This is a genomic window from Streptomyces sp. NK08204 (assembly GCF_020400585.1).
Classification (GTDB): Bacteria; Actinomycetota; Actinomycetes; order Streptomycetales; family Streptomycetaceae; genus Streptomyces.
Genome location: NZ_JAINVF010000010.1, coordinates 188,106 through 210,777, shown reverse-complemented (window position 1 = coordinate 210,777; position 22,672 = coordinate 188,106). Strand labels below are relative to the sequence as shown.

The following is a 22,672-nucleotide window of genomic DNA, read 5'->3' as shown; positions in this document are numbered from 1 at the left end:
CGGGACCGTGCGGGTCCAGGCGGGGGCCGGCTTCCGGATCCGGGAGCCGGCCCCCGTCCCTTTGTGCGAGCAAGACCACGTTCAGGGAAACCGCTACCGCGACTTCGGGGACGTACGGCAGGATCCTGGGATGGAGCGTGTACGTGATCTCTCTGAGCTGCCGAAAGCCCATCTGCATCTGCACTTCACCGGCTCGATGCGGCCGGAGACCGTCCTGGAGCTGGCCGACAAGTACGGCGTGCGCCTGCCCGAGGCGCTGACGGAGGCACTGACCAGCGGGGAGCCGCCGAAGCTGCGGGCCACGGACGAGCGGGGCTGGTTCCGCTTCCAGCGGCTGTACGACGCGGCGCGCTCCTGCCTTCGGCAGCCGGAGGACATCCAGCGGCTGGTCCGGGAGGCGGCGCAGGAGGACCTGCGGGACGGCTCGGGCTGGCTGGAGATCCAGGTGGACCCGACGTCGTACGCGCCCAGGCTGGGCGGTCTGATCCCGGCCCTGGAGATCATCCTGGACGCGGTGGACACGACGTCCCGGGAGACCGGCCTCGGCATGCGCGTCCTGGTCGCCGCGAATCGCATGAAGCACCCGCTGGACGCGCGCACGCTGGCCCGGCTGGCCGTGCGGTACGCGGACCGCGGCGTGGTCGGCTTCGGCCTGTCGAACGACGAACGCCGGGGCATGGCGCGGGACTTCGACCGCGCCTTCCACATCGCACGGGAGGGCGGTCTGCTCTCCGCCCCGCACGGTGGCGAACTGACCGGCCCGGCGTCGGTCCGGGACTGCCTGGACGACCTGCACGCCTCGCGGATCGGGCACGGGGTGCGCGCGGCGGAGGACCCGCGGCTGCTCAGGCGGCTGGCCGACCGCGGGGTGACCTGCGAGGTGTGCCCGGCGTCGAACGTGGCGCTCGGCGTGTACGAGAAGCCGGAGGACGTGCCCCTGCGCACGCTCTTCGAGGCCGGCGTCCCGATGGCCCTCGGCGCCGACGACCCCCTGCTCTTCGGCTCCCGCCTGGCCGACCAGTACGAGATCGCCCGCCGGGCCCACGGCTTCACGGACCTGGAACTGGCGGAACTGGCCCGCCAGTCGGTCCGCGGCTCGGCGGCCCCCACGGACGTCAAGGAACGGCTGCTGGCCGGCATCGACACCTGGCTGACCCACCCGACCACCTGAAGGCCTTCCCTGCCCGTTCCCGGAGAGCGGCCCGCGTGACCGGCTTCCCGCCGCCCGAGGTCAACCCGGCCGCCTGAGCGCGTACCCGCGCCGCCCGGGGTCGGCCCGGAGGGCCTTCTGGCCCCCACTGGGGAACCCGGCCGTCCCAGTGGCACACCCGACCGGCCCAGGCGCGCCGGCCGCCCAGGCGCGCCAGGCCGGCTCTCCGAGGCTCGCCAGCCGCCCGAGAAAGCCCACCCAGCCGCTTGACGACGTGCCGGGCGCCCCATGACCCGCCGGGCCGCCAGACCGCCGGGAACGACGGATCGTCCGCCGATGCCGCTCGTCCCGTGACGCGACAGCCGCTTCACGGCTCTGGCCCTCGCGGAGCCGGCCGTCGGCGGGTGCGCGGCGCTGACCACCCGAGGACGTCAGGAAGCGGAGCGTCAGGGGCGGGGAAGGGCGGGGTCGTCAGGTCCTGGGGCCAAGCCGTTCAGCAGGGTGCGGGCGAGGCGGGTGGCGAACTCGTCCACCGGGGGGCGTTCGCCGCTCTCGGTCGCCTCGTAGGCGAAGGCGCGCTGGGAGCAGGCGCCGAGCAGGAGGGCGGCGGCGGCGAAGGTGTCGGCGTCGGCGCGGATGCGGCCGGCGGCCCGTTCCGCGCGCAGATAGGCGTCCAGGTCCTCGATCGGCGCATGCGGGCCGGAGCCGAGCTTGCGCAGCGCCTCGTCGTGCCGCCGCTTGAGCTGCTTCTCGGCGAACAGGGACGCGGCTATCGGGAAGCTCTGCTCGTAGAAGAGGGCCGCCTGGCGGGCGATCTCGATGAGGTTCCCCTCCACGGTGCCCTGCCCCGGCTCGGCGACGAGGCTGCCCAGCAGCGGCTTGAGGCGCGGCAGCCGCTCCATGAGCACCCGCACGAACAGCTCCTCCTTGTTCGCGAAGTACTTGTAGAGCGCGGCTTCGGAGCAGCCGGCCGCCCTGGCGATCTCCTTGGTGGTGGCGCGGGCCAGCCCGACGGTGAGCATCAGTTCGTGCGCGGCGTCGAGGATGCGGACGCGGGCCGGCTTCGTCTCCATGGGGACGTCCAATCGGCTTGACGAGTGAGTGAGTGCTTACCCACTCTAGGGGGCACAAGGGTGAGTGAACGCTCACCCACCTCACAGGAGCAGGGGATGCCGCCATGAAGCTCACCGTTTTCGGCGCCACCGGAGGAATCGGCCAGGAGATCGTCCGCCAGGCCCTGGACGCCGGTCACGAGGTCACGGCCGTCGTGCGGGACCCCGCCCGGCTCACCGTCTGCGGCGAGCGCCTGTCCGTCGTCCGCGCCGACCTGGGGGACCCGGAGCCGCTGCGGGCCGCCGTCCGCGACCGGCACGCGGTCCTCTCGGGCCTGGGAGCGCGCAGCCGCAAGGACGCCGGTGTCGCCACCCGGCTGACCCGCGCGGTCCTGCGGGCCATGGAGGCCGAGGGCGTACGACGGCTGCTGGTGGTCAGCGCCGGCCCGGTCGGTCCGTCGGCGGCGGACGACAGCCTGCTGGACCGCGCGGTGCGGGGCCTGGTCTCGGCGATCCTCAAGAACGTCTACGACGACCTGCGCGAGATGGAGGCGGAACTGGCCCGCAGCGGCACGGACTGGACGTCCGTACGCCCGCCCCGCCTCCAGGACAAGCCGCTCACCGGCCGGTACCGCACGGTCGTCGGCGGCTTCCCGCGGAACGGCCGCTTCATCGCCCGCGCGGACGTGGCCCACGCGATGCTGTCGATGATCGACGACGAGGGAACGGTGAAACAGGGAGTGGGCGTGGCGTACTGAGACGGCAGCGCAGCGCCGCGCCGGACCGTACGGCTACAGGCTCACGCCCACCGTCACCGGCTCGTTGACCAGGGTCACCCCGAAGGCCTCGCGGACTCCGGCGACGACCTCGCGGGCCAGGGCCAGCAGGTCCTCGGTCGTGGCGGCGCCGCGGTTGGTGAGGGCGAGCGTGTGCTTGGTGGAGATCCTGGCCGGTCCGGTGCCGTACCCCTTGGTGAAGCCGGCCTTGTCGATCAGCCAGGCCGCGGAGGTCTTGGTACGGCCCTCCCCCGCCGGGTACGCGGGCGGCTCGGCCCCGTCGCCCAGACGTTCCCGCACGCGCGTACGGAACACCGCGAACTGCTCGTCGGTGAGGATCGGGTTGGTGAAGAACGACCCGGCCGACCATGTGTCGTGGTCCTCGGGGTCGAGGACCATGCCCTTGCCGGCGCGCAGCTTCAGCACCGTCTCGCGGGCGGTTGCCAGCGGCACCCGGTCGCCCGCCTCGACACCGAGCATGCGCGCCGTCTCGGCGTACCGGAGCGGCGCAGACAGCCCGCCCGCGTCCTCCAGCTCGAAGCGGACCCGCAGCACGACATAGCGCTCGGGGTCGGCCTTGAAGCGGCTGTGGCGGTACGAGAAGTCGCACTCCTCGTTCGTCAGCGTGACGGTCTCGCCCGCGCGCCGGTCGTAGGCGATCACCTCGGTGATGGTGGAGGAGACCTCCTGGCCGTAGGCGCCCACGTTCTGGATCGGCGTGGCTCCCGCGGAGCCTGGGATCCCGGCCAGGCACTCGATCCCGGCGAGTCCGGCCTCGACCGTGCGGGCGACGGCGTCCGTCCACACCTCGCCGGCTGCCAGCTCCAGCGTCGTCCCGCGCAGTTCGACACCGCGCGTGGCGATGCGCAGGGCGGTGCCGTCGAAGCCCTTGTCGCCGATGACCAGGTTCGACCCGCCGCCGATGACCAGCAGCGGGGTCCCGCTGTCGTCGGCTTCGCGGACGGCGGCGATCACCTCGGCGTCGGTCGGGGCGGTGACCAGCCGCGCCGCGGGACCGCCCAGCCGGAAGGTGGTCAGCGGGGCAAGGGGGGCATCGTGGAGTACCTGCACGGGCCAAGACTACGAGACCCCGCTGACAGCCCCGGCCGTGGCGTCGGCGGGCCCGGGGAGGTGCGCCCACGCGCGCCTGCGGCCCCGTCCTCGTGATCGGGGCCGCAGGCGCGCGTGGCGTTCACCGTGCGCCGTCACCGCGCTCTGTCACCGTGTGCGTCGGCGCCTTGCTCGCTTGTCTCAGTGACCGACGGTCTCCAGGGGTGACGCCGTCTCCCCCTTCACCACGGTGTGCGCCTGCGTGCGGCGCGCCGGGACGACCAGGGCCGCGACCGCCGCGAGGGCGACCACCGCCGAGCCGGTGACGAGGGCGGGCCGCAGGCCGTCCACGAAGGCCTGCGCGCTGCCGTAGCCGCCCTGTGCGGAGAAGATGGACGACATCACCGCGATGCCCAGCGCCCCGCCGACCTCGCGCAGCGCGTTGTTGGCGCCGGAGGCGATGCCCTGCTCGTGCGGGCGGACGCTGGACATCACCAGGTTGGCGGCCGGGGCGAAGAACAGGGCCATGCCGACACCGTTGATGATGAGGGCGGGCAGCTGGACGCCGTAGGAGGCGTCCGCGGTGACCACGGCGGCCAGGTAGCCGAGGCCGAGCGCCTGAAGGAAGAGCCCGGCGGCGACGACCGGTCGGCCGCCGATCCGGTCGGAGAGGATTCCGGCGACGGGCGCGACCAGCATCGGCATGCCGGTCCACGGCAGCATCCGGAGGCCCGCCTCGGTGGGCGTGTAGCCGAGCACGCCCTGCATGTACTGGCTCAGCAGGAAGATCGAGCCGAACATCCCGACGAACATCAGCAGGCTGGCCGCGTTGATCCCGGAGAACGCACGCGAGCGGAACAGTCGCATGGGCAGCATCGGATGCGCCGCGCGGGAGCTGTAGAGGACGAAGCCCACCAGCAGCGCGGCGCCGGCGAACAGCGAGGTCAGGACCACGGAGTCGGTCCAGCCGTCGGCGGGCCCGCGGACCAGGCCGTACACGATCCCGAAGAGCCCGCCGCTGGCGAGCAGCGTGCCCGGGACGTCGAGGCGGGCACCGGCGCCGAAGGACTCGGCGAGGCGAAGACGGGCGAGCGGCAGCACGGCCACCCCGAGCGGAACGTTCAGCCAGAAGATCCAGTGCCAGGAGACGTGCTCGGTGAGGCTGCCGCCGATGAGCGGCCCGGAGGCGATCGCGAGCCCGTTGACCGCACCCCAGATGCCGTACGCCATGCCGCGCTTCGCCGCGGGCACGGCGGCCGTCAGCAGCGTGAGCGTGAGCGGCATCATCACGGCCGCGCCGACGCCCTGGACCGCCCGGGCGGCGATGAGGGATCCGATGCCGGGGGCCATGGCCGCGGCGGCGGAAGCACCGGTGAAGACGGTGAGTCCGGCGAGGAAGAGCCGCCGGCGCCCGAAGCGGTCTCCGAGGGCGGCGCCGAACATCAGCAGGACGGCGAAGGTGAGCGTGTAGGCGCTCACGGTCCACTCCAGGTCGTCCAGCGCACCGCCGAGGTCCTTGCGGATGGAGGGCAGGGCGGTGGTGACGACGAGGTTGTCGAGGGCCGCCATGAATCCGGCGACGCTGGTGATGACGAGGGCCCAGACGGCTTCCCCGCGACGTGCGGTGTGCTGTGACATCGCTCCCCCAGAGCTGATCACTACGTTGATTAGTTATTGATGACTAACTTTCGCGCCCATGAGAGAGCCAGGGCGCCATCTGTGGTCGTCCTACTTCTCCAGCCGCCCGGTGACCCGGGCCGACGGGTACATCGCCTGCCAGACCCGGTGTTCGGGCGGAAACCCCATGGCCGTGAGCGTGTTGACGAGCATGCCGTACGCCAGGAAGGTCGTGGTCTCGCTGTCGTCCGCCCCCAGCGGCAGATGCACGGTCTCCCACAGCCTCATCCAGGCGGCCCTCACGGTCTCGCCGAACTCGTGGTCACCCTCGGCCTCGGCCGCCGCCACGGCGATGTACGTCTGCATCTGCATCCGCAGCCGCTCGGGGTGCTCCGTGATCAGCCGGACGTACGCGCTCGCCATGGCATGCAGGGCTTCCTCGCCCTCGAGCCCCTCGGCGGCCTCCCCGAAGACCCGGCAGGTGTCCGCCACGCACCGCAGCGAGGCGGCGACGAAGATCGCCTTCTTGCCCGGGAAGAGCCGGAAGAGGTACGGCTGCGACACACCGACCCGCTTGGCGATCGCCTCGGTGGAGGTGCCGTAGTACCCCTTCTGCGCGAACTCCGCGATCGCCGCGAGGATGACGCTCTCGCGCCGCTCCTCCGCACTCATCCTGACCATGAAAGTAAGTTAGTACTCAATCACTAACGGGGTCAAGCACAAGGGGCGCCCGCGGGAGAGCGCCCCTTGACGTCGGCATGCCCGGCAGGCGTCAGGCCAGCCGTACGACCGCCCGGGACATGCCCAGGACCTTCTGGCCGCCGCTGGTCGCGGTCAGGTCCACGCGCACGGTGCTGTCGTCGAGCTTGGCCGCGACCTTGGCGCTGACCTCGATCACCGCGCCCTTGTCGTCATTGGGCACCACGACCGGCTTGGTGAAGCGGACGCCGTACTCGACGACCGCGCCCGGGTCGCCGGTCCAGTCGGTGACCACGCGGATCGCCTCGGCCATGGTGAACATGCCGTGCGCGATGACGTCCGGCAGGCCAACCTGCTTGGCGAACGCCTCGTTCCAGTGGATCGGGTTGAAGTCCCCGGAGGCGCCCGCGTACCGCACCAGCGTCTCGCGGGTCACGGGGAAGGTCTGCGCCGGCAGTTCGGTGCCGACCTCGACGTCGTCGTACGCGATCTTCGCCGTCATCGGTTCCTCACGCCTCCTCGGCCGCGCGCGCGACCAGCTTGGTCCAGGCGGTCACCACGTGCTCGCCCGCCTCGTCGTGCACCTCACCCCGGATGTCCAGGATGTCGTTGCCCGCCAGGGACTTGATCGCCTCGATCGTGGAGGTGACGGTGAGCCGGTCACCGGCGCGCACCGGGCGGTTGTAGACGAACTTCTGGTCGCCGTGCACCACCCGGCTGTAGTCGAGGCCGAGCTGCGGGTCCTGGACGACCTGCCCGGCGGCTCGGAAGGTGATGGAGAACACGAAGGTCGGCGGCGCGATCACATCCGAGTAGCCGAGTTCCTTGGCGGCTTCCGGGTCGGTGTACACCGGGTTGGTCTCGCCCACCGCCTCGGCGAACTCACGGATCTTCTCCCGGCCCACCTCGTAGGGCGCGGTGGGCGGATAGGTCCGCCCCACGAAGGACTGGTCGAGCGCCATGGCCCGCAACCTCCTGGTCTCGCAGCGTGTGAAACGACGTGAGGCCGCCCCCCTGTCTGCTGGGGGCGGCCTCATGTACGAGCCTGATTTATCGCGTTTCGCGGTGCGCAGTGTGCGCATTGCAACGCGGGCAGTGCTTCTTCATCTCAAGACGGTCCGGGTTGTTACGCCGGTTCTTCTTGGTGATGTAGTTCCGCTCCTTGCACTCCACGCAGGCCAGCGTGATCTTCGGGCGGACGTCGGTGGCAGCCACGTGAGTGCTCCTATGACGAACGGGTGGACTGATTCAACGCAAGAAAGAGTAGCCGATCGAAGGACCGACCCCGCAATCGGCTACTGTCAGTAGCGGTGACCGGACTTGAACCGGTGACACAGCGATTATGAGCCGCTTGCTCTACCGACTGAGCTACACCGCTTTGATGAGATCAGTCCCCGTCTTGCGACGGGAACCTCTCACACCAGAGCCCCAAAACGGAATCGAACCGTTGACCTTCTCCTTACCATGGAGACGCTCTGCCGACTGAGCTATTGGGGCGAGCGATGAAGACATTACACGGTCCGCCGCCGTTCACCCAAATCCGTATCCCGGCACCCGTAAGGCGGTGCCACCTGGCGGTGTCAGGAGGAGCCGAGCGAGCCACGCGCGCGGGCGACTGGCGTACCCCCCAGGGCGGACCACACCGGTACGACTATTGCGCTCCTGCGCGCCGCGCACGGCTCGCCACCCTAGGCTCGAGTCGCTCTGCGTGATCTTGGGCACCTCACCGCCTCGACCTCTCACGCCCGGCCCGCCCCGAGCCCCGGCCCCGAGCCCGCGGCCCCGACCCCTGGAGCGCGATGCCCGACAGCCAGCCGCACCCGCACCCGCCCTCCGACCCCCCGGGGTCATCGGGGTCCTCGGGACAGCCCGACCCGGCCACCCTCCTGCTGTGCGGCGCGCGGCTCACGGACGGCCGGACGGTGGACGTACGGCTGGGCGGCGGGCGTATCGAGGCCGTCGGCACGGCCGGCAGCCTGGCGCCGGGCCCTGGGCACAGTCACGGGCCCGGTCCCGCGCCCGGTAACGGGCCTGGTCCCGCGCCGGGTCATGCCCGGGCGGGCGCCGCGCGCGTCGACCTGAGCGGCTATCTGCTCCTGCCGGCCCCGGCGGAACCGCACGCCCACGGCGACACCGCGCTGACCGCGGACCGCCCGGGGCCGGTGTCGTACGCCCCGGAGGATGTCGAGCGCCGGACCACGGAGGCGGCCCTGGTCCAGCTCGGGCACGGGGCTACGGCGGTACGCGCGCACGTGCGCGTGGGCGGCGTCCAGGGCCTCGGTGCGCTCGGCGCGGTCCTGCGGGCCCGGCGCTCGCTGCGCGGGCTCACGGAACTGACCACGGTGGCGATGCCGCGCCTGCTGACCGGGGCGGCGGGGGCCGACGGGCTCGCCATGCTGCGGGACGCGGTGAAGATGGGCGCCTCGGTGGTGGGTGGCTGCCCGGACCTCGACCCGGACCCCACGGGCTATGTGGAGGCGGTCCTGGAGGTGGCCTCCGAGCACGGGTGTCCGGTGGACCTGCACACGGACGCCACCGACCCGGCCCGGTTGTCCCGGCTCGCGGCAATGGCGGGGGGCCTGCGCCCCGGCGTGACGATCGGCCCGTGCGCCGGTCTCGCGCGCCTGCCCGCCGAGGCAGCGGCCCGGCTGGCGGACCAGCTGGCAGCCGCCGGTGTGACGGTGGTCTGCCTGCCCCAGGGCGGCTGCGGCGCCGCAGACCGCCGCGGTACGCCCCCGGTACGGCTGCTGCGCGCGGCCGGGGTGCGGGTGGCGGCCGGCAGCGGCGCCCTGCGGGACGTCTCGAACCCCGTCGGCCGCGGCGACCCCCTGGAGTCGGCCTACCTCCTCGCCTCCGGCCACGTCCTGCGCCCGGAGGACGCCTACAGCGCGGTGAGCGCCTCGGCCCGCGCGGCGCTGGGCCTGCCCGAGGTGCGCGTGGAGGCGGGCTTCCCCGCCGAACTCCTGGCCGTACGCGGCGAGCACCTGGCGGGCGCCCTGTCCCTCGCCTACAGCCGCGTCGTGGTGCACCAGGGCCGCGTGGTGGCCCGCACCAGCGCGGTCCGCCAGTACTGCAACTCGGCGGCGACAGCAGAGCCGCCCCTGCCGCGGCAGGGGCGCGGGGAGCTGTCGTAACGGGCGTGGGCCCACGGATGGCACGCAGGGTGGTGCGCGGTCGCGACCCTCGCCGGGCGCACGCCCCGGAAACGACACACGCACTCTCGGCGTGCGGCCGGAACTCATGCGGCGGATGCGGCTATTCGGGCGTACGGTCAAAGACATGCGCATCGTCATCGCTGGTGGTCATGGTCAGATCGCACTGCGCCTGGAACGGCTGCTCTCCGCGCGCGGGGACGAGGTCGCAGGGATCATCCGAAAGCCCGAACAGGGTGACGATCTGCGAGCGGCCGGCGCCGAACCGGTGCTGCTCGACCTGGAGTCCGCCACGGTGGAGGGGGTCGCCGCCCACCTGCAGGGCGCCGACGCGGCGGTCTTCGCGGCCGGCGCGGGCCCGGGCAGCGGTGCGGCCCGCAAGGAGACCGTGGACAGGGCCGCCGCGGTGCTCTTCGCGGACGCGGCCGTCCGCGCGCGCGTACGCCGCTTCCTGGTGGTCTCCTCGATGGGCGCGGATCCCGCGCACAAGGGCGACGAGGTCTTCGACGTGTACCTGCGCGCCAAGGGCGAGGCCGACGCCCACGTCGCCCGCCAGGAGGGCCTGGACTGGACGATCCTGCGGCCCGGGTCGCTGACGGACGACGCGGGCACCGGCCAGGTGCGCCTCGAGGCCCACACCGGGCACGGCACGGTCCCGCGGGACGACGTGGCGGCCGTACTGGCGGAGCTGGTGGACACGCCGGCGACGGCGGGTCTGACGCTGGAGCTGATCAGCGGCTCGACGCCGGTGTCGGTCGCCGTGAAGTCGATCGCGGGGAACTGAGAGCCCGAAGTCGGCGTCAGAAGAGCGGCAGCTGCCCGGGGAAGTCCGGCACGGTGTAGCCGTCCAACGACGGCTGGACGGGCCCTGGTTGCGCCTGCCGCCGCGACCCCGGGCAGGAGACGAGTTCCCCGCTCTCCCGTGCCCGTGGAGGATCGTGCCGGGCGAAGCGCCCCGCGACGACGGCGATCTCACGGCGGCACACCGGACAGGCTCTGCGACGGGAGGACATGCCGTCAGTCTGCCCGGCCTCGGACTCGGCCGACACGAAGATGCCCCTGCGATCCGCGGTGTGCACAGTTCGCAGGCGGCACCCGAGAAGGCCCTCGGCTCGCTGGAGGGCGCCCGGGGCAGCAGGTGCGGGGCGCGTGTCCGGAGGATGCCGAAGACCTCGTCCTTCGCCGCCCCGCAGTTCCATGAACGCGCAGTTCCATGAACGCGCAGTTCCATGAACGCGCAGTTCCATGAACGCACTGACCGAGGTGGAGGCGGTCTCCATGCCTTCTCGCCGTCCGTATGATCTTCGCCACGCCGGGGGGTCCTTCTGGCTCGGCTCAGGAGTCGGCTCGATGGAGTGTGCCCGCCGTGCCGGCCACAGCGTCGCGCTCCCGCACAGGATGTACGCCAAGGTCTTGGATCAGACCCGCGAACGGGCCGACAGCCGGATCGATGCCGCGCTGCGCGAGTGGCACGAGCCCGAGTGAGGGTTCGTTCCCACGAGGGGCGTGTGGGGGGACACGCGCTGATCAGAGGGGGTCCGGGCGGGACCGGTTGATCAGAGGGGAGTCCGGGCGGGACGGGCTGAGACACCTTCAGTGAGTCCGGCGCCGGATCGAACGGCCGCCAAGAACGAAGAAACCCCCTCCGACCTGCCGTAATGGCTGATCGGAGGGGGTCTTCTCCCGTGTGGCGGCGCCAGGATTCGAACCTGGGAAGGCTGAGCCGGCAGATTTACAGTCTGCTCCCTTTGGCCGCTCGGGCACACCGCCGGGTTTTGCTGCCGTTCGAACCGCTTTTCGGCGGTGCTCCCTGGCAACGACGTAAACAATACCCGATGCGGAGGGGTGCTTCGCCACCCGATTGATCTGCGCCCCCGGGGTCGTGGGATGGCTAGGCTGGTGCGGATGCGGTCCGGCCTGATGCCTGGCTCGGCGGCAGCCGCCTTGCACGCCCGCCCGCACCCGATACGCACCCTGATACAAGGAGCCACAGGACATGGCCGACTCCAGTTTCGACATCGTCTCGAAGGTCGAGCGGCAGGAGGTCGACAACGCCCTCAACCAGGCCGCCAAGGAGATCTCGCAGCGCTACGACTTCAAGGGCGTGGGTGCCTCGATCGCGTGGTCCGGGGACAAGATCCTCATGGAGGCGAACTCCGAGGACCGGGTGAAGGCCGTCCTCGACGTCTTCCAGTCCAAGCTGATCAAGCGCGGTATCTCGCTGAAGGCGCTGGACGCGGGCGAGCCCCAGCTCTCCGGCAAGGAGTACAAGATCTTCGCGTCGATCCAGGAGGGCATCTCCCAGGAGAACGCGAAGAAGGTGGCGAAGATCATCCGCGACGAGGGCCCGAAGGGTGTGAAGGCCCAGGTCCAGGGTGACGAGCTGCGGGTCTCCTCCAAGAGCCGCGACGACCTGCAGACCGTCATCGCCCTGCTGAAGGGCAAGGACTTCGACTTCGCGCTGCAGTTCGTGAACTACCGGTAGGACGCACGTACGCCGCGGACACCGCGTACGGAACGTGCCGCACAGATACGAAGGGCGGGCACCCGGTGGTGTCCGTTCCTTCGGTCGTCGTGCAGTCGTCGCGCAGGTGTCGTCGAGGCATCGATCAGTCGCGGGTGGTGCCGAACAGGATGCGGTGGACGACCAGCAGGACGAGTGAGCCGCCGATGGCTGCGGCCCAGGTGGCGCCGTCGAAGAAGTGCTTGCTGATGGGATGGTCCAGCCAGCGCGCCGAGATCCAGCCGCCGGTGAACGCGCCCGCGATACCGATGAGGGTCGTGCCGATGAAGCCTCCCGGGTCGCGGCCCGGCAGGAGCAGCTTGGCGACGACTCCGGCCGCGAGTCCGAGGACGATCCAGCCGATGATGCTCATGCCATGCCCCTGCCCTGCCGCGCCGTGAGCACGCCGTCCGCCGCTGAGGATTCGGTGAGGACCTGATGTCCCTCCCGCACGTGTTCGTGCCTCGTCGGTGAAGAGGACGTCACGGGTCCACCATCTGATTGCGGCGGCCCCGGTCACCGCCGCCCCCGGCGCCTCCCTTCCAGGCCGCGGTTCAGCCGGCTCCCTGCCGGTCCCGGGGGGTGCTCAGTAGGGTTCGGTGCATGACACGTCCCGGCACCGCTCTGCGACGCACTCTCGGCGTGCGTGACGCTGTGATCATCGGCCTCGGCTCGATGATCGGGGCCGGCGTCTTCTCCGCCCTGGGGCCCGCCGCGCGCGCCGCCGGGTCCGGGCTGCTGCCCGGTCTCACCGTCGCGGCCTTGGTGGCCTACTGCAATGCCACGTCCTCGGCGCGGCTCGCCGCACGCTATCCGGCTTCGGGCGGGACGTACGTGTACGGGCGGGAGCGGCTGGGCGCCTTCTGGGGCTATCTCGCCGGCTGGGCGTTCGTGGTCGGCAAGACCGCCTCCTGCGCGGCGATGGCGCTCACCGTGGGCGCGTACGTATGGCCGGAGCAGGCGCACGCGGTGGCGGTCGCGGCCGTGGTGGCCCTGACCGCCGTGAACTACGGCGGTATCCAGAAGTCGGCGTGGCTGACCCGGGGGATCGTGGCCGTGGTGCTGGCTGTCCTCGCTTCCGTGGTGGCCGTGTGCCTCGGCTCCGGGCAGGCCGCCGCCGGTCGGCTGGACGTCGGGCTGTCGTCGGGTGCGGGCGGGGTGCTCCAGGCGGCCGGTCTGCTGTTCTTCGCGTTCGCCGGGTACGCGCGGATCGCGACGCTCGGCGAGGAGGTGCGGGATCCGGAACGCACCATTCCGCGTGCGATCCCCCTCGCCCTCGGAATCACCCTGGTGGTCTACGCGTCCGTGGCCGTCGCCGCCCTCGCCGTTCTCGGCGCGGACCGGCTCGGACACACGACGGCGCCGCTGGCCGACGCGGTGCGCGCGGCGGGGGTGCCGGGACTGGTGCCGGTGGTGCGGGTGGGAGCGGCGGTGGCGGCGCTCGGCTCGCTGCTCGCGCTGATCCTCGGCGTGTCCCGGACGACCCTCGCCATGGCCCGGGACGGCCATCTGCCCGGCGCACTGGCCGCCGTGCATCCGCGGTTCCAGGTCCCGCACCGGGCGGAGCTGACGGTGGGCGCGGTGGTCGCCGTGCTGGCCGCGGTGGTGGACGTGCGGGGTGCCATCGGCTTCTCCTCCTTCGGTGTGCTGGCCTACTACGCCGTGGCCAATGCCTCGGCGTGGACGCTCAGCCCGGCTCCGCTGTCGCGGGCGGTGCCGCTGGTGGGGCTGGTGGGCTGCGCCACGCTGGCGTTCGCGCTGCCGGCGGCCTCGGTGGTCGTCGGGGCGGGGGTGCTGGCGGCCGGGGTGGCCGCGTACGGTGCACGACGCTGGTGGGCGGCCCGTCCGGCCCGCCGGTGATCTCACGGCCACGAGTTCACCTGGGCGCGTGGCCGGTCGATACTTGTCTCAGCAGGCAGTGCCGGCGGACCGACCTGGAGAGGTGCCGATCATGAAGGTGTTCAACCTGCTGCTCAACATCCTGTGGCTCGTCTTCTGCGGCCTGTGGATGGCTCTCGGCTATCTGATCGCTGCACTGGTCTGCTTCATCCTGATCGTCACCATCCCGTTCGGCATCGCGTCGCTGCGCATCGCCGGCTTCGTCCTGTGGCCGTTCGGCCGGACCACCGTGGACCGGCCGGACGCTGGGGCGGGATCGTTCGTCGGCAACGTGATCTGGGTGATCTTCGCGGGGTGGTGGCTGGCTCTGGCGCACCTGATCACGAGCATCCCGCTCTTCCTGTCGATCGTCGGTATCCCCTTCGGCTGGGCGAATCTCAAGCTCATTCCGATCTCGCTCATGCCGCTCGGCCGTGAGGTCGTGCCGACGGACCAGGGATTCGCCGGGCGCTGATGCCATGTTTGGGGACGCCGCCGAGGATCACACCGTGTGGTGACACTCGCGCGCAGGTGACAAGGGGTGAGCACAGTGGCGAAGGAGCAGAAGGCCAGGGCGAAGACGGAGCAGGCCACGGGCAAGGCCAAGGAGAGGGCCGGCCAGGCGGTCGACGACCAGGGGGCCGCGCTCAAGGGCAAGGCCCGCAAGGCCAAGGGCGATGTCCGTCAGGCGAAGGAGAAGGCGAAGGACGCCTTCAAGGACTGACAGTGAGGCACCCGGCGGGGTTCCCGTTCCCGTTCACCGAAGGGGGTCCCCGCCGCTCCTTGCGCGAAGGTGCCGTCGGTTCGCGCCACCGGCGCCGGCGGCATCACCGCAGTCCGACGCCGTCGACGTTCAGCAGTTCCATGAGCTGGGGCCGGTGCAGGCCGGCGACGCCTTCCAGCAGGTCCGGATGCCGCAGCAGCGCGGCGGCTTCGGTGTCCCGGCCGCTGGGCTCGGTCAGCCGCTGCACCCCGCCGACCTCCGTGTGGTGCTCGGTTGCCGTCAGGGCCTGGCGAGCGCGCGCGGCCAGGTCGGGGTCGGCCAGGAGACAGGCGGCCCAGCTGACGACGGTTTCGTCGACCCATGTCCGCCAGGCCAGGTCCTCCGGCTGCGGATCGCATCCGGTGAGCCAGTCCAAGCGGTCGGATCCGCTCGGCGCCAGCAGATGAAGCAGCTGCACGTCCAGGCTGGTGGGATAGCGCAGGGTGGCGGCGAGAGTGGCGGCCTGTCGGGCCTGGGCCTCGGCCAGCGCCCGGCTGAGCGCGCCTGTCGGGGCCGGATAGGCGGCCAGGAGCCAGCGGGTGGAAGCGGCTATGACAGGTGTCAGGTCGTCGGACACGGCGGTTCGTCCCTCGGCAGCTGCTCGCCTGTGTCCGTGTGATCGGTCCCGCGAGCTGTTTCACGGAGCCGCGCTGCCCCGCTCGTGACGCACCAGCGTAGGCAGCGGAGTCTGGAAGAGGGAATGGTCCGCGTCACAGCGCGGGTCACGGGGTCTACGTCGTCTGCGTCACAGTGGCCAGGCCAGAGGGTCCAGGTCGCTGGGGCCGGGTCAGACGGTCCACGTCACAGCGGCCGGGTCCAGCCTCCGCCTCCACGTCACTGCCTCCGGGACGCGGCGTCCGTCCCTGCACCCGGGTCACGGCATCCATTTTCTGCGTCCCGATCAGGTCCACAGCCCCCGTCGGAACGCGGGAGCCGGCCCCGACGGGGGCAGCAGCGCAGCGCGGGTCCAGAGCGTCCACGTCACAGCGGCCGGGTGCAGCCTCCGCCTCCACGCACCACTGCGCGCGGAACGCGGCGTGCGTGCCTGCGGGCCACGGCATCCGTTTTCTGCGTCCCGGTCAGGCCACAGCAGCCGGGGAACGCGGGAGCCGGCCCCGACGGGGGCAGCAGCGCAGCGCGGGTTCAGAGCGTCCACGTCACAGCGGCCGGGTGCAGCCTCCGCCTCCACGCACCACTGCGCGTGGGACGCGGCGTGCGTGCTTGCGGGCCACGGCATCCGTTTTCTGCGTCCTGGTCCGGCCCGCAGCAGCCGTCGGAACGCGGGAGCCGGCCCGACGGGGGCAGCAGCGCAGCGCGGGTCCAGAGCGTCCACGTCACAGCGGCCGGGTGCAGCCTCCGCCTCCACGCACCACTGCGCGCGGAACGCGGCGTGCGTGCCTGCGGGCCACGGCATCCGTTTTCTGCGTCTGGTCAGCCCGCAGCAGCCGTCGGAACGCGGGAGCCGGCCCGACGGGGACAGCAGCGCAGCGCGGGTCCAGAGCGTCCACGTCACAGCGGCCGGGTGCAGCCTCCGCCTCCACGCACCACTGCGCGCGCAACGCGGCGTGCGTGCCTGCGGGCCACGGCATCCGTTTTCTCGTCCCGGTCAGGCCACAGCAGCCGGGGAACGCGGGTGCCGCCCCGACGGGGGCAGCAGCGCAGCGCGGGGCGCCGCGGGGGCAGACAGAGCACGCGGGGGCCGGCCCCGAGGGGCGGACAGCTCGGACAGCCCATGTGCTGCCCGGTCCCGGTCCCGGAGCCGGCTCCGGGTCAGGACCTGCCGCGGCCGGTGACGAAATCGCGGGCCCGGTCCACCAGCCCCGCTCCCGGCGCGAGCAGCTTGTTCATGGGCGGGGTCGAGGGAGCCGCGGGGTGCGGGCGGGTCGGGGCCATGGCCTTGGCCCGGCGGACCTTGTCCCCCAGGTCGTCCAGCGCCTCGGCGGAGCAGGCCTGGCGCAGCATGGGGAAGAGGTTGTCCTCCTCGTCCTGCACGTGGGCGGTCACCTCGTCCATGAGCTGCTGCAGCAGCGGCATCATCTGGCGGTCGTCGGGTTTCATCCCCTCCAGCTGCTTGAGCAGCTTCTCGACCCGGCTGTGGTCCGCGATCTCCTTGTCCGCGAGGGCGTCACCGCCCTCGACGTGCTCGCGCACCGCCGGGTACAGGTACTCCTCCTCGGCGACCGAGTGACGGACCAGCTCGATGGTGACCTCGTCCACGAGATCACGCAGCTCCTGCCCGCCACCCGTCATGGTCTGGATCCGGCCGAAGAACTCCTCGACCTCCCGATGGTCCGTCATCAGCTCCTGCAACACGTTTCCGCCATGTCCCATCACGCATCCGCCTCTCGTCTGGCATTTCCGGGCCGGCTCGTCTCCCGCCCAGCGGTCAGTGATTCCACCCCGGACAGCCCCTGCACGACCGCAAGCCCGCAGCTCACCCGCTCGGACGCACCGCCGGGATGCACCTCTGGTCTGGATGCACCTCCTGTCTGGAACGCACCTCCTGTCCGTGCGCGGCTCGGAGGACTCCGAGGCGAGCGGGAGCGGCGGCCCGCAGAGCGCCGTGCAGGGCACCCCGATGCGGCGCCGGGTCGAGCCGGAAGGCTCAGCTCTTCTTCGCGTTCAGCGCGCGCTGCAGCTGCGCCTTGTTCATGTCCGAACGGCCCTTGATGCCGCGCTCCCGGGCCTCGTTGTACAGCTGGTCATACGTAGGGCCCTGGGAACCCTTGCCGGACCGCTGGCCACCGCGCTGTCCGGACGACTTGTCCTGGGTCGAGCTGCGGCTGGCGGTCCTGGACTCGCCGGAGCGGGCGCGTTCCTTGTTCACGGTCCGCGCGGCGATCTCCTTGGCCCGCTTGGGCGACTCGCCCCGGTCCTGTGCGCTCTCCTTGATGTGCTCGTACTGACGTTCTCGCTTGGGGCTCGATCCGGCCGGCATCGTGTCTCCCCTTTCCTGAGCACGGAGGTCCCACGTCATGGTGGTCCGACGCGATCAATCCGGCCTCACGGATGGTCTGGCTGCTGCTCCGGCGGCACGCCGCCGCCTTTTCCTCCGCCCTTCCGACTCCGCCGTGACTTGGGCTCGGCGCTGCGCTCCTGCGCCTGCCGTGCCTTCAGCTCGGCGCTGTCCTGCGGTGTGGCGCCGCCCTTCTGGCTGCGCCGCCGCTCAGGTTGCTGTGGATTGGACATTGCGGACACCCCGTCCGTACCGTTCCTGTCGGTTGTGTGTGGAGCACCGAGTTCCCCGTCGAAACCACCCGACGCATGCGGCCGGCACCCGTCGACCGGACGGCCGACCGTTACCGAGGTCCCTCTGTCCGTCGCCCTGCCTCGACGAACGTAGGTGTCGTCACGGAAGCTGATCCGCCGTCATGGCGGCAGCAGCGTGCCCAGCGGTCCGAGGTCGAGGTTGAGATCGGCCAGGGTGAGGCCGTAGCGGTCGCACAGTTCGGCCATCCGGTCGTGCAGGAGCATCAGGGTCAGCCCCAGACGTTCCTCCTGCTCCTCGGTGAGGTCGCCCTCGTCGACACGGTGGAGGGCCTGCCGCTCCATCAGCTGGCGCAGCAGCTCGACGATGGTCAGCACGAGCTTGACGAGGTCCCGCTCCACCGTGTCCGGCTCGAACCGCAGCCGGCGTGCGGCGCTCGAGTCCCGGCCGGTCAGCGAGGGGGAGATCTCCCCTGGGCGGGCGGGCAGCAGCGAGAACGCCCGGTTCGCGGCCTCGGCCACTTCTCGCAACCGGTCGGCGCTCGGGCGGTCAGCGGGGCTCGTCACCGTGACCGCCGTGTCCGGTGAGCGCTGCCCGCGCCGGAAGGAGCGTCGTCCATTGGTCGTCCAGCTGCTCGCGGATGGCGACCACCACGGCTCGCAGCGAGATCCGCACGAGATCGATGTCGGCGATGGACAGAACGACATCTCCGGTGAGCACCACCCCGCCGTTGAGCAGCCGGTCCAGGAGGTCGATCAGGGCCACCTGCGGCTGACGGACCGGGCCGTCGTCGTACGCGCCGTGTTCGCTCACCGCTGCCCGGCCTCCTCGTGCGCGTCGGGGGCGAGCGGGGCGGTGAAGGAGTACGGGGCCCAGGGGCCGGTGACCTCCACACGGATCCCCTCGAGGCCGTCCGCGGCATGCAGCATCCGGCTGCGGAACTCCTCGGCCAGGCGTCGCGGGACCAGATAGGCGTCGTTGGAGACGTTCGCGCCGGGCACCTGGGCCAGAGCACCCTCTTGCGGCCGGTGCCGGGCCCGTTCGACCGCCAGCCCACGGGCCTCCTCCTCCGTGCGCCGGACTGCCTCCTCGGCGAGCCGCCACGCGTCCTCGCGCTCCTGCCGCTGGCGCCTGCGGCCCCGCAGGTAGGCGCGTCCGGGGTTCACCTCGCCGGTCGGCCCACCGGCTTCCGCCGTGGCGGGCTCGGACGCGGGCGGCTCTTCGGCGTACACCTTCACACCCCATTCGATGTGATCGGCGAGCCGGTCCAGCTGTGCGGTGAAGGCTGTCTCCCCCTCGCGCAGCATGTCGCGGACCCGGTGCTCGTCCAGATACACGGTGGCCAGCCGTAGCGGCAGGACGGTGGTGTGCGCGGCCAGCGTCTCGATGACCAGGTGGTGTGCGCGTGCCGTGGCCTCCAGCCACCGCACGTCCTCCAGGCCGGACCTCAGTGCCTCCTCCGAGAACTCGTCCAGGGGCACCGGACTGACCGCTGCGGCCACCGGACCCGAGCGGACCAGGGTGACAGGGGCGCCCGCAACCCCTCGGACGCCGGCGAGGGCCGTCCGTTCCGGTTCGGCGGACGACCTCACCACGGCGTAGGCGTAGCACAGCTGCTCGTCCACCGTTCTCAGCTCCGGTCCTCGTCGTCCTCGACTTTGCGGCGTTTGCGGGGTGGCTCGGCGCTGGTCGTGCGCCGGTGCTCGTGGTCACCGGCGTCATGGGACCGGCGACGGCCGCCGGATCTGCTTTCGGTCAGCTCCGGCTCGCCGAGCTGTCTGCGCAGCGTCTCGATCTCGGCGCGCAGCCGCTCGTTCTGCTCCCGGAGGTCGTGTCGGCGGTCGGCGCGGGAGGACAGGGCGGGGTCGTTCTCCCACCAGTCGATACCGATCTCCTTGGCCTTGTCGACGGACGCCACGAGGAGCCGCAGTTTGATGGTGAGCAGCTCAATGTCGAGGAGGTTGATCTTGATGTCCCCGACAATGACGATTCCCTTGTCGAGCACGCGCTCGAGGATGTCGGCCAGGTTCGTGCTGGACCCCTGACTGTACGGGGAGAGAGGGCGTGACGACCTGGGGGCGGGCTGGTACTCGGACACGGCGTCTTACCTCGTTTCCCTGGTCCGCGGCGCCGACGACACGGGCACCGGGCGGCTCGCGCACTCCGGTGGTCGGACCCTGTCCGCGAGGGCGGCGACCCTCGGCGGCTTCTCGGTCCGCCTCGTCCTAGCGGCCTTCGGGTTCTCCGCCTTCCTCCTCGTCCTCGTCCTGTTCCTCGTCCTGTTCCTCGTCCTGTTCCTCGTCCTGTTCCTCTGCCTTGTCCTCTGCCTTGTCCTCTGCCTTGTCCTCTTCCCCGCCTCCCTCCTGCTCGTCCTCGGCCTCGTCGTCCTCGTCCTCGTCCTCGGCCCGGTCCTCGTCCCGGCCCTCTTCGTCTGGCTCCTCGCCCTCCTCTTTCACACCTCTCGCCTGCTCCTGCCGCTCCTCCGCCTCGACCTCCTCGGAGCCACGCACCCCCTGGTCGTCGGGGGTCTCCCCGCGTGTCATCACAAACGTGCGGAAGAGCTTCAGGTCCAGCCGCGCGCGACGGCCCTGGGCCCGTACGAGGCCGCCGACCCTCTCGGCGACGCCCTTGGGGAAGTACTCCAGGACCAGCAGCACCTTGGTGAGGTTCTCCCCGAGGGGATGGAAGGTGACGACGCCCTTGGTGGTCGCCTTGTCCCCCTCGGTCGTCCAGGCGATCCGTTCGTCGGGCACCTGCTCCGTGATCACGCCCCGCCAATGACGTCCCGCCTTGGCGATCTTGACTTCCCAGTGGGTGGTGATGTCGTCCTCCTGCTCGGCGCTGACGCCGTTGGCGAACGGTTCGAACTCCGTGAACTCCGTCCACTGCCTGTAGGCCTCGCGGACCGGCACGCCCACGTCGATGTCCTCGATGATGGTCAGGCCCCTGCCCACGCCCGCGCTCTCAGGAGCCCTCTCGTGCCGCTTCTCCGTGATGTCCTTGGCCTTGTCCAGCAGCGCGTCCTTGGCGTGTGACGCGGTCGACGTCAGCACGCCCGAGGGCGCGTGCTTGAGGAACTGCTTGCCGCCCTTGGCCGCGGCGGTGGTCAGCGCCCGGGGACCGATGTGCGTCTCGCCCAGCTTGCGTGCCCCCTCACCGAGCCGGTGACCCACGCCCCGCAGCATCAGCTCGAGCCGGGCCTCCAGGTACTTCTCGACCTCTTCCTTCAGCCGGTTCGCACTAGGGCTGTGCAGGGCCTCCTCACGGACCTTGGCAAGGGTCCCCGGACCGCCCGAGCCGCGTTCCGACGTCTTGCCCTCAGCCATCGTTCGGCCGCCTCCTCGCATGTGCTTCGCCGCTCCGGCTCCGGTGCTCGTCGGCCTCGCGGTCCTCTTCCTGGCGGCCCTCGTCCTCGGCCTCTTCGTCCTCTTCCTCCTGGCGGGCCTCCGGGTCGTCGTCCCGGTCCCGCTCACCGTCGGCATGCCCCTTCTCGTACAGCCCCGCGGTGCGTTCATGGATGGCGGCGGCCAGGCTGTCGGCCTTCGCCGTCAGCACAGAAGTCGCCGCGGCCTTGCCCGCGTCCGACAGCTCGGTGCGCACCTGCTCAGTGATGGTGTTGAGGAAGGGCGAGTCCTGTACGGACTTCACGAGTTGTCCGGGCCTCATCCGCGACCCCGCCAGCAGCGCGCCCAGACCCAGGGCGAGCCTGGCCTTCTTCGTGCGGCCCAGCATGTATCCCCCGACGACGGCCGCACCGATCTTGGCGTTGTTCATGGTTCCGGCTTCTTCCTTCCCCCCTCACGGTCCTCCCTGCCCGGCCTTGCGCAGCTGATAGGCCCTGATCTCCTCCAGGCGCTGCAACAACTGGTCCTCGCGCTGTTCGAACTCCTCCTCGTCGAGGCTGCCCTCCGCCCGGGCACGCTCCAGGGTCACGAGTTCTTCCTGAATGGGCGCGGGATCGTAGTACTCGTCCTCGGCGACCTGGACGACCTTGTCGAGCACCCACCAGATGCCCCGCACCGGGGCGGCCGGCAGAGCCAGGATCTGGGTGACCAGTCCCATACCGCCTCCTCGTGCTGTGTGGACCGGCAACGGCAGGACTTCAGGTGAAGCTGTACGGCGGCAACGGCCCCCGCAGCCGCAGTTCGACACCGTCTCCGCATCGCTGCTCGACTTCCTGGACGGTGCGGGCGAACTCTTCGGACCGTTCGCCGTCCACCAGGAAGGACACGTTCACGAAGTACTGCTTGGACGGTTGCGCCAGCTTCTCGGACAACGCGAGCGGACGCAGGGCGTCCAGCACCTCGGCGGCAAGGGCCTCCTGCCGGGCCGGCAGTTCCTGGGCGATGAGCTGGCCCAGCGCCAGCTTGTCCTCGTACGTCCCTCCGCCGCCGCGAATCGCATCGTTCAGCGCGCGGGCCTGCTCGGACGTCTCGAGGATGGCGCGCAGCGCCATGTCCTCCTCCTGCACGCCCTTGACGTTGAACTCCGCCCGCCCGGTGAGTTCCTCCAGGCGCTGGGAGAACTCCTGCGCGCGCGACTCCAGGACCGTGCGTACGGCGTCGTCGTCCTGGGCGACGAACCCGAAGCTCAGCGGGAGGACCGTGCCGTCGCCCCACAGGTGGTCCAGCACGTCGAAGTGCGCCTGCAGGTCCCGGCGCTTGACCGCGAGGTCGTCCGGGGCCTCGCTGACCACGGCGCACAAGGAGTCCCCGCGCACGACACGCAGCTCGGAGGGGGATTCGCCCACCCCTTTGAGGCCGTCCACGTCCAGCGGATGCGATTCCCTGGTGATCGCGTACACGTACACGGACATCGGCTAGC

The 22,672-nt window shown here is 71.3% G+C and carries 29 protein-coding genes and 3 tRNA genes; 9 read left to right on the top strand and 23 right to left on the bottom strand.

Going from position 1 to position 22,672, the window contains the following annotated elements:
- Positions 1–130 precede the first annotated feature (130 nt).
- Positions 131–1,171: an adenosine deaminase gene (locus tag K7G59_RS18315; RefSeq protein WP_225835507.1), complete on the top strand. Its 1,041-nt coding sequence runs from the start codon at positions 131–133 to the stop codon at positions 1,169–1,171.
- Positions 1,172–1,596: 425 nt separating this feature from the next.
- Here the strand turns inward: K7G59_RS18315 and K7G59_RS18310 are convergent, their stop codons facing one another.
- Positions 1,597–2,223, bottom strand: a complete 627-nt coding sequence (locus K7G59_RS18310) for a TetR/AcrR family transcriptional regulator (RefSeq protein WP_225835504.1) — start codon at positions 2,221–2,223, stop codon at positions 1,597–1,599.
- 104 nt (positions 2,224–2,327) lie between these two features.
- On the opposite strand from K7G59_RS18310, the gene K7G59_RS18305 reads away from it, so the two are divergent.
- On the top strand, positions 2,328–2,960 hold the full coding sequence (locus tag K7G59_RS18305; RefSeq protein ID WP_225835502.1) for an NAD(P)-dependent oxidoreductase: 633 nt from the start codon (positions 2,328–2,330) through the stop codon (positions 2,958–2,960).
- 33 nt (positions 2,961–2,993) lie between these two features.
- On the opposite strand, the gene K7G59_RS18300 is transcribed toward K7G59_RS18305, so the two are convergent.
- From K7G59_RS18300 to K7G59_RS18265, 8 genes are all read right to left on the bottom strand, one after another.
- Positions 2,994–4,049: a UDP-N-acetylmuramate dehydrogenase gene (locus K7G59_RS18300; RefSeq protein ID WP_225835500.1), complete on the bottom strand. Its 1,056-nt coding sequence runs from the start codon at positions 4,047–4,049 to the stop codon at positions 2,994–2,996.
- 180 nt (positions 4,050–4,229) lie between these two features.
- Positions 4,230–5,666 (bottom strand): DHA2 family efflux MFS transporter permease subunit, encoded by a 1,437-nt coding sequence (locus K7G59_RS18295; protein WP_225835498.1) that lies wholly within the window; start codon positions 5,664–5,666, stop codon positions 4,230–4,232.
- A 90-nt stretch (positions 5,667–5,756) separates the two neighbouring features.
- A complete protein-coding gene (locus tag K7G59_RS18290; RefSeq protein ID WP_225835496.1) occupies positions 5,757–6,326 on the bottom strand; it encodes a TetR/AcrR family transcriptional regulator in 570 nt (189 codons plus the stop codon).
- 91 nt (positions 6,327–6,417) lie between these two features.
- Complete coding sequence (locus K7G59_RS18285) at positions 6,418–6,846, bottom strand: MaoC family dehydratase (RefSeq protein WP_225835493.1); 429 nt, start codon at positions 6,844–6,846, stop codon at positions 6,418–6,420.
- A gap of 7 nt (positions 6,847–6,853) precedes the next feature.
- Positions 6,854–7,306 (bottom strand): MaoC family dehydratase N-terminal domain-containing protein, encoded by a 453-nt coding sequence (locus tag K7G59_RS18280; protein ID WP_225835491.1) that lies wholly within the window; start codon positions 7,304–7,306, stop codon positions 6,854–6,856.
- Positions 7,307–7,394: 88 nt separating this feature from the next.
- Positions 7,395–7,559, bottom strand: coding sequence for a 50S ribosomal protein L33 (rpmG, locus tag K7G59_RS18275; RefSeq protein WP_003948671.1), 165 nt, complete (start codon positions 7,557–7,559; stop codon positions 7,395–7,397).
- Between the two features lie 90 nt (positions 7,560–7,649).
- Positions 7,650–7,722: transfer RNA gene (locus tag K7G59_RS18270), tRNA-Met, on the bottom strand.
- Between the two features lie 46 nt (positions 7,723–7,768).
- Positions 7,769–7,841 (bottom strand) — tRNA-Thr (locus K7G59_RS18265).
- A gap of 302 nt (positions 7,842–8,143) precedes the next feature.
- Between K7G59_RS18265 and K7G59_RS18260 the strand changes: the two genes are divergently transcribed.
- The gene (locus K7G59_RS18260) at positions 8,144–9,478 is read left to right on the top strand and encodes an amidohydrolase family protein (RefSeq protein ID WP_225835489.1); all 1,335 of its coding nucleotides are present in this window, start codon (positions 8,144–8,146) and stop codon (positions 9,476–9,478) included.
- 145 nt (positions 9,479–9,623) lie between these two features.
- Positions 9,624–10,280, top strand: coding sequence for an NAD(P)H-binding protein (locus tag K7G59_RS18255; protein WP_225835487.1), 657 nt, complete (start codon positions 9,624–9,626; stop codon positions 10,278–10,280).
- A gap of 16 nt (positions 10,281–10,296) precedes the next feature.
- Here the strand turns inward: K7G59_RS18255 and K7G59_RS18250 are convergent, their stop codons facing one another.
- Complete coding sequence (locus K7G59_RS18250) at positions 10,297–10,509, bottom strand: hypothetical protein (RefSeq protein WP_225835485.1); 213 nt, start codon at positions 10,507–10,509, stop codon at positions 10,297–10,299.
- Between the two features lie 232 nt (positions 10,510–10,741).
- On the opposite strand from K7G59_RS18250, the gene K7G59_RS18245 reads away from it, so the two are divergent.
- The gene (locus K7G59_RS18245; protein ID WP_225835482.1) at positions 10,742–10,981 is read left to right on the top strand and encodes a hypothetical protein; all 240 of its coding nucleotides are present in this window, start codon (positions 10,742–10,744) and stop codon (positions 10,979–10,981) included.
- A gap of 203 nt (positions 10,982–11,184) precedes the next feature.
- Here the strand turns inward: K7G59_RS18245 and K7G59_RS18240 are convergent.
- Positions 11,185–11,266, bottom strand: a tRNA-Tyr gene (locus K7G59_RS18240).
- A gap of 226 nt (positions 11,267–11,492) precedes the next feature.
- On the opposite strand from K7G59_RS18240, the gene K7G59_RS18235 reads away from it, so the two are divergent.
- Positions 11,493–11,981, top strand: a complete 489-nt coding sequence (locus K7G59_RS18235) for a YajQ family cyclic di-GMP-binding protein (protein ID WP_225835479.1) — start codon at positions 11,493–11,495, stop codon at positions 11,979–11,981.
- A 124-nt stretch (positions 11,982–12,105) separates the two neighbouring features.
- Here the strand turns inward: K7G59_RS18235 and K7G59_RS18230 are convergent, their stop codons facing one another.
- Positions 12,106–12,372 carry a GlsB/YeaQ/YmgE family stress response membrane protein gene (locus tag K7G59_RS18230; RefSeq protein WP_225835477.1) on the bottom strand — a complete coding sequence of 89 codons (267 nt, stop codon included), beginning with the start codon at positions 12,370–12,372 and terminating at the stop codon, positions 12,106–12,108.
- Between the two features lie 230 nt (positions 12,373–12,602).
- On the opposite strand from K7G59_RS18230, the gene K7G59_RS18225 reads away from it, so the two are divergent.
- The 3 genes from K7G59_RS18225 to K7G59_RS18215 all read left to right on the top strand — a co-directional run bounded on the left by K7G59_RS18225 (position 12,603) and on the right by K7G59_RS18215 (position 14,601).
- Positions 12,603–13,859 carry an APC family permease gene (locus K7G59_RS18225; protein ID WP_225835476.1) on the top strand — a complete coding sequence of 419 codons (1,257 nt, stop codon included), beginning with the start codon at positions 12,603–12,605 and terminating at the stop codon, positions 13,857–13,859.
- Between the two features lie 91 nt (positions 13,860–13,950).
- The gene (locus K7G59_RS18220; RefSeq protein WP_225835474.1) at positions 13,951–14,352 is read left to right on the top strand and encodes a YccF domain-containing protein; all 402 of its coding nucleotides are present in this window, start codon (positions 13,951–13,953) and stop codon (positions 14,350–14,352) included.
- A 66-nt stretch (positions 14,353–14,418) separates the two neighbouring features.
- Positions 14,419–14,601, top strand: a complete 183-nt coding sequence (locus K7G59_RS18215; RefSeq protein ID WP_374114246.1) for a CsbD family protein — start codon at positions 14,419–14,421, stop codon at positions 14,599–14,601.
- 103 nt (positions 14,602–14,704) lie between these two features.
- Here K7G59_RS18215 and K7G59_RS18210 read toward each other — a convergent pair whose 3' ends face one another.
- The 11 genes from K7G59_RS18210 to K7G59_RS18160 all read right to left on the bottom strand — a co-directional run bounded on the left by K7G59_RS18210 (position 14,705) and on the right by K7G59_RS18160 (position 22,664).
- Positions 14,705–15,217 carry a hypothetical protein gene (locus K7G59_RS18210; RefSeq protein ID WP_225835470.1) on the bottom strand — a complete coding sequence of 171 codons (513 nt, stop codon included), beginning with the start codon at positions 15,215–15,217 and terminating at the stop codon, positions 14,705–14,707.
- 1,193 nt (positions 15,218–16,410) lie between these two features.
- Complete coding sequence (locus tag K7G59_RS18205) at positions 16,411–16,971, bottom strand: hemerythrin domain-containing protein (protein WP_225835468.1); 561 nt, start codon at positions 16,969–16,971, stop codon at positions 16,411–16,413.
- A 274-nt stretch (positions 16,972–17,245) separates the two neighbouring features.
- A complete protein-coding gene (locus tag K7G59_RS18200) occupies positions 17,246–17,578 on the bottom strand; it encodes a plasmid stabilization protein (protein ID WP_225835467.1) in 333 nt (110 codons plus the stop codon).
- Positions 17,579–18,009: 431 nt separating this feature from the next.
- Complete coding sequence (locus K7G59_RS18195) at positions 18,010–18,414, bottom strand: gas vesicle protein K (RefSeq protein WP_225835465.1); 405 nt, start codon at positions 18,412–18,414, stop codon at positions 18,010–18,012.
- Positions 18,398–18,661: a gas vesicle protein gene (locus tag K7G59_RS18190; RefSeq protein WP_225835463.1), complete on the bottom strand. Its 264-nt coding sequence runs from the start codon at positions 18,659–18,661 to the stop codon at positions 18,398–18,400. Before K7G59_RS18190 ends, K7G59_RS18195 begins: the two co-directional genes overlap by 17 nt.
- Positions 18,658–19,473, bottom strand: a complete 816-nt coding sequence (locus K7G59_RS18185; RefSeq protein ID WP_225835462.1) for a GvpL/GvpF family gas vesicle protein — start codon at positions 19,471–19,473, stop codon at positions 18,658–18,660. The genes K7G59_RS18190 and K7G59_RS18185 overlap by 4 nt, the downstream gene beginning before the upstream one ends.
- Positions 19,474–19,478: 5 nt before the next feature.
- A complete protein-coding gene (locus K7G59_RS18180) occupies positions 19,479–19,853 on the bottom strand; it encodes a gas vesicle protein (protein WP_374114245.1) in 375 nt (124 codons plus the stop codon).
- Positions 19,854–20,073: 220 nt separating this feature from the next.
- Positions 20,074–21,174 (bottom strand): SRPBCC family protein, encoded by a 1,101-nt coding sequence (locus K7G59_RS18175; protein ID WP_225835459.1) that lies wholly within the window; start codon positions 21,172–21,174, stop codon positions 20,074–20,076.
- Positions 21,167–21,622, bottom strand: a complete 456-nt coding sequence (locus tag K7G59_RS18170) for a hypothetical protein (protein ID WP_225835457.1) — start codon at positions 21,620–21,622, stop codon at positions 21,167–21,169. The genes K7G59_RS18175 and K7G59_RS18170 overlap by 8 nt, the downstream gene beginning before the upstream one ends.
- Before the next feature lie 24 nt (positions 21,623–21,646).
- Positions 21,647–21,910, bottom strand: a complete 264-nt coding sequence (locus K7G59_RS18165) for a gas vesicle protein GvpG (RefSeq protein ID WP_225835454.1) — start codon at positions 21,908–21,910, stop codon at positions 21,647–21,649.
- 40 nt (positions 21,911–21,950) lie between these two features.
- Entirely contained in the window at positions 21,951–22,664 is a 714-nt protein-coding gene (locus tag K7G59_RS18160) for a GvpL/GvpF family gas vesicle protein (RefSeq protein ID WP_225835452.1), read from the bottom strand.
- Positions 22,665–22,672: the final 8 nt, after the last annotated feature.

What these genes read in the sequence shown, in the direction of transcription:
- K7G59_RS18315 (WP_225835507.1), top strand. Translation starts at nt 131, where the DNA reads ATGGAGCGTGTACGTGATCTCTCTGAGCTGCCGAAAGCCCATCTGCAT.
- K7G59_RS18310 (WP_225835504.1), bottom strand. Translation starts at nt 2,223, where the DNA reads ATGGAGACGAAGCCGGCCCGCGTCCGCATCCTCGACGCCGCGCACGAA.
- K7G59_RS18305 (WP_225835502.1), top strand. Translation starts at nt 2,328, where the DNA reads ATGAAGCTCACCGTTTTCGGCGCCACCGGAGGAATCGGCCAGGAGATC.
- K7G59_RS18295 (WP_225835498.1), bottom strand. Translation starts at nt 5,666, where the DNA reads ATGTCACAGCACACCGCACGTCGCGGGGAAGCCGTCTGGGCCCTCGTC.
- K7G59_RS18290 (WP_225835496.1), bottom strand. Translation starts at nt 6,326, where the DNA reads ATGGTCAGGATGAGTGCGGAGGAGCGGCGCGAGAGCGTCATCCTCGCG.
- K7G59_RS18285 (WP_225835493.1), bottom strand. Translation starts at nt 6,846, where the DNA reads ATGACGGCGAAGATCGCGTACGACGACGTCGAGGTCGGCACCGAACTG.
- K7G59_RS18280 (WP_225835491.1), bottom strand. Translation starts at nt 7,306, where the DNA reads ATGGCGCTCGACCAGTCCTTCGTGGGGCGGACCTATCCGCCCACCGCG.
- K7G59_RS18260 (WP_225835489.1), top strand. Translation starts at nt 8,144, where the DNA reads ATGCCCGACAGCCAGCCGCACCCGCACCCGCCCTCCGACCCCCCGGGG.
- K7G59_RS18255 (WP_225835487.1), top strand. Translation starts at nt 9,624, where the DNA reads ATGCGCATCGTCATCGCTGGTGGTCATGGTCAGATCGCACTGCGCCTG.
- K7G59_RS18250 (WP_225835485.1), bottom strand. Translation starts at nt 10,509, where the DNA reads ATGTCCTCCCGTCGCAGAGCCTGTCCGGTGTGCCGCCGTGAGATCGCC.
- K7G59_RS18245 (WP_225835482.1), top strand. Translation starts at nt 10,742, where the DNA reads ATGAACGCACTGACCGAGGTGGAGGCGGTCTCCATGCCTTCTCGCCGT.
- K7G59_RS18235 (WP_225835479.1), top strand. Translation starts at nt 11,493, where the DNA reads ATGGCCGACTCCAGTTTCGACATCGTCTCGAAGGTCGAGCGGCAGGAG.
- K7G59_RS18230 (WP_225835477.1), bottom strand. Translation starts at nt 12,372, where the DNA reads ATGAGCATCATCGGCTGGATCGTCCTCGGACTCGCGGCCGGAGTCGTC.
- K7G59_RS18225 (WP_225835476.1), top strand. Translation starts at nt 12,603, where the DNA reads ATGACACGTCCCGGCACCGCTCTGCGACGCACTCTCGGCGTGCGTGAC.
- K7G59_RS18220 (WP_225835474.1), top strand. Translation starts at nt 13,951, where the DNA reads ATGAAGGTGTTCAACCTGCTGCTCAACATCCTGTGGCTCGTCTTCTGC.
- K7G59_RS18205 (WP_225835468.1), bottom strand. Translation starts at nt 16,971, where the DNA reads ATGGGACATGGCGGAAACGTGTTGCAGGAGCTGATGACGGACCATCGG.
- K7G59_RS18200 (WP_225835467.1), bottom strand. Translation starts at nt 17,578, where the DNA reads ATGCCGGCCGGATCGAGCCCCAAGCGAGAACGTCAGTACGAGCACATC.
- K7G59_RS18175 (WP_225835459.1), bottom strand. Translation starts at nt 21,174, where the DNA reads ATGGCTGAGGGCAAGACGTCGGAACGCGGCTCGGGCGGTCCGGGGACC.
- K7G59_RS18170 (WP_225835457.1), bottom strand. Translation starts at nt 21,622, where the DNA reads ATGAACAACGCCAAGATCGGTGCGGCCGTCGTCGGGGGATACATGCTG.
- K7G59_RS18165 (WP_225835454.1), bottom strand. Translation starts at nt 21,910, where the DNA reads ATGGGACTGGTCACCCAGATCCTGGCTCTGCCGGCCGCCCCGGTGCGG.
- K7G59_RS18160 (WP_225835452.1), bottom strand. Translation starts at nt 22,664, where the DNA reads ATGTCCGTGTACGTGTACGCGATCACCAGGGAATCGCATCCGCTGGAC.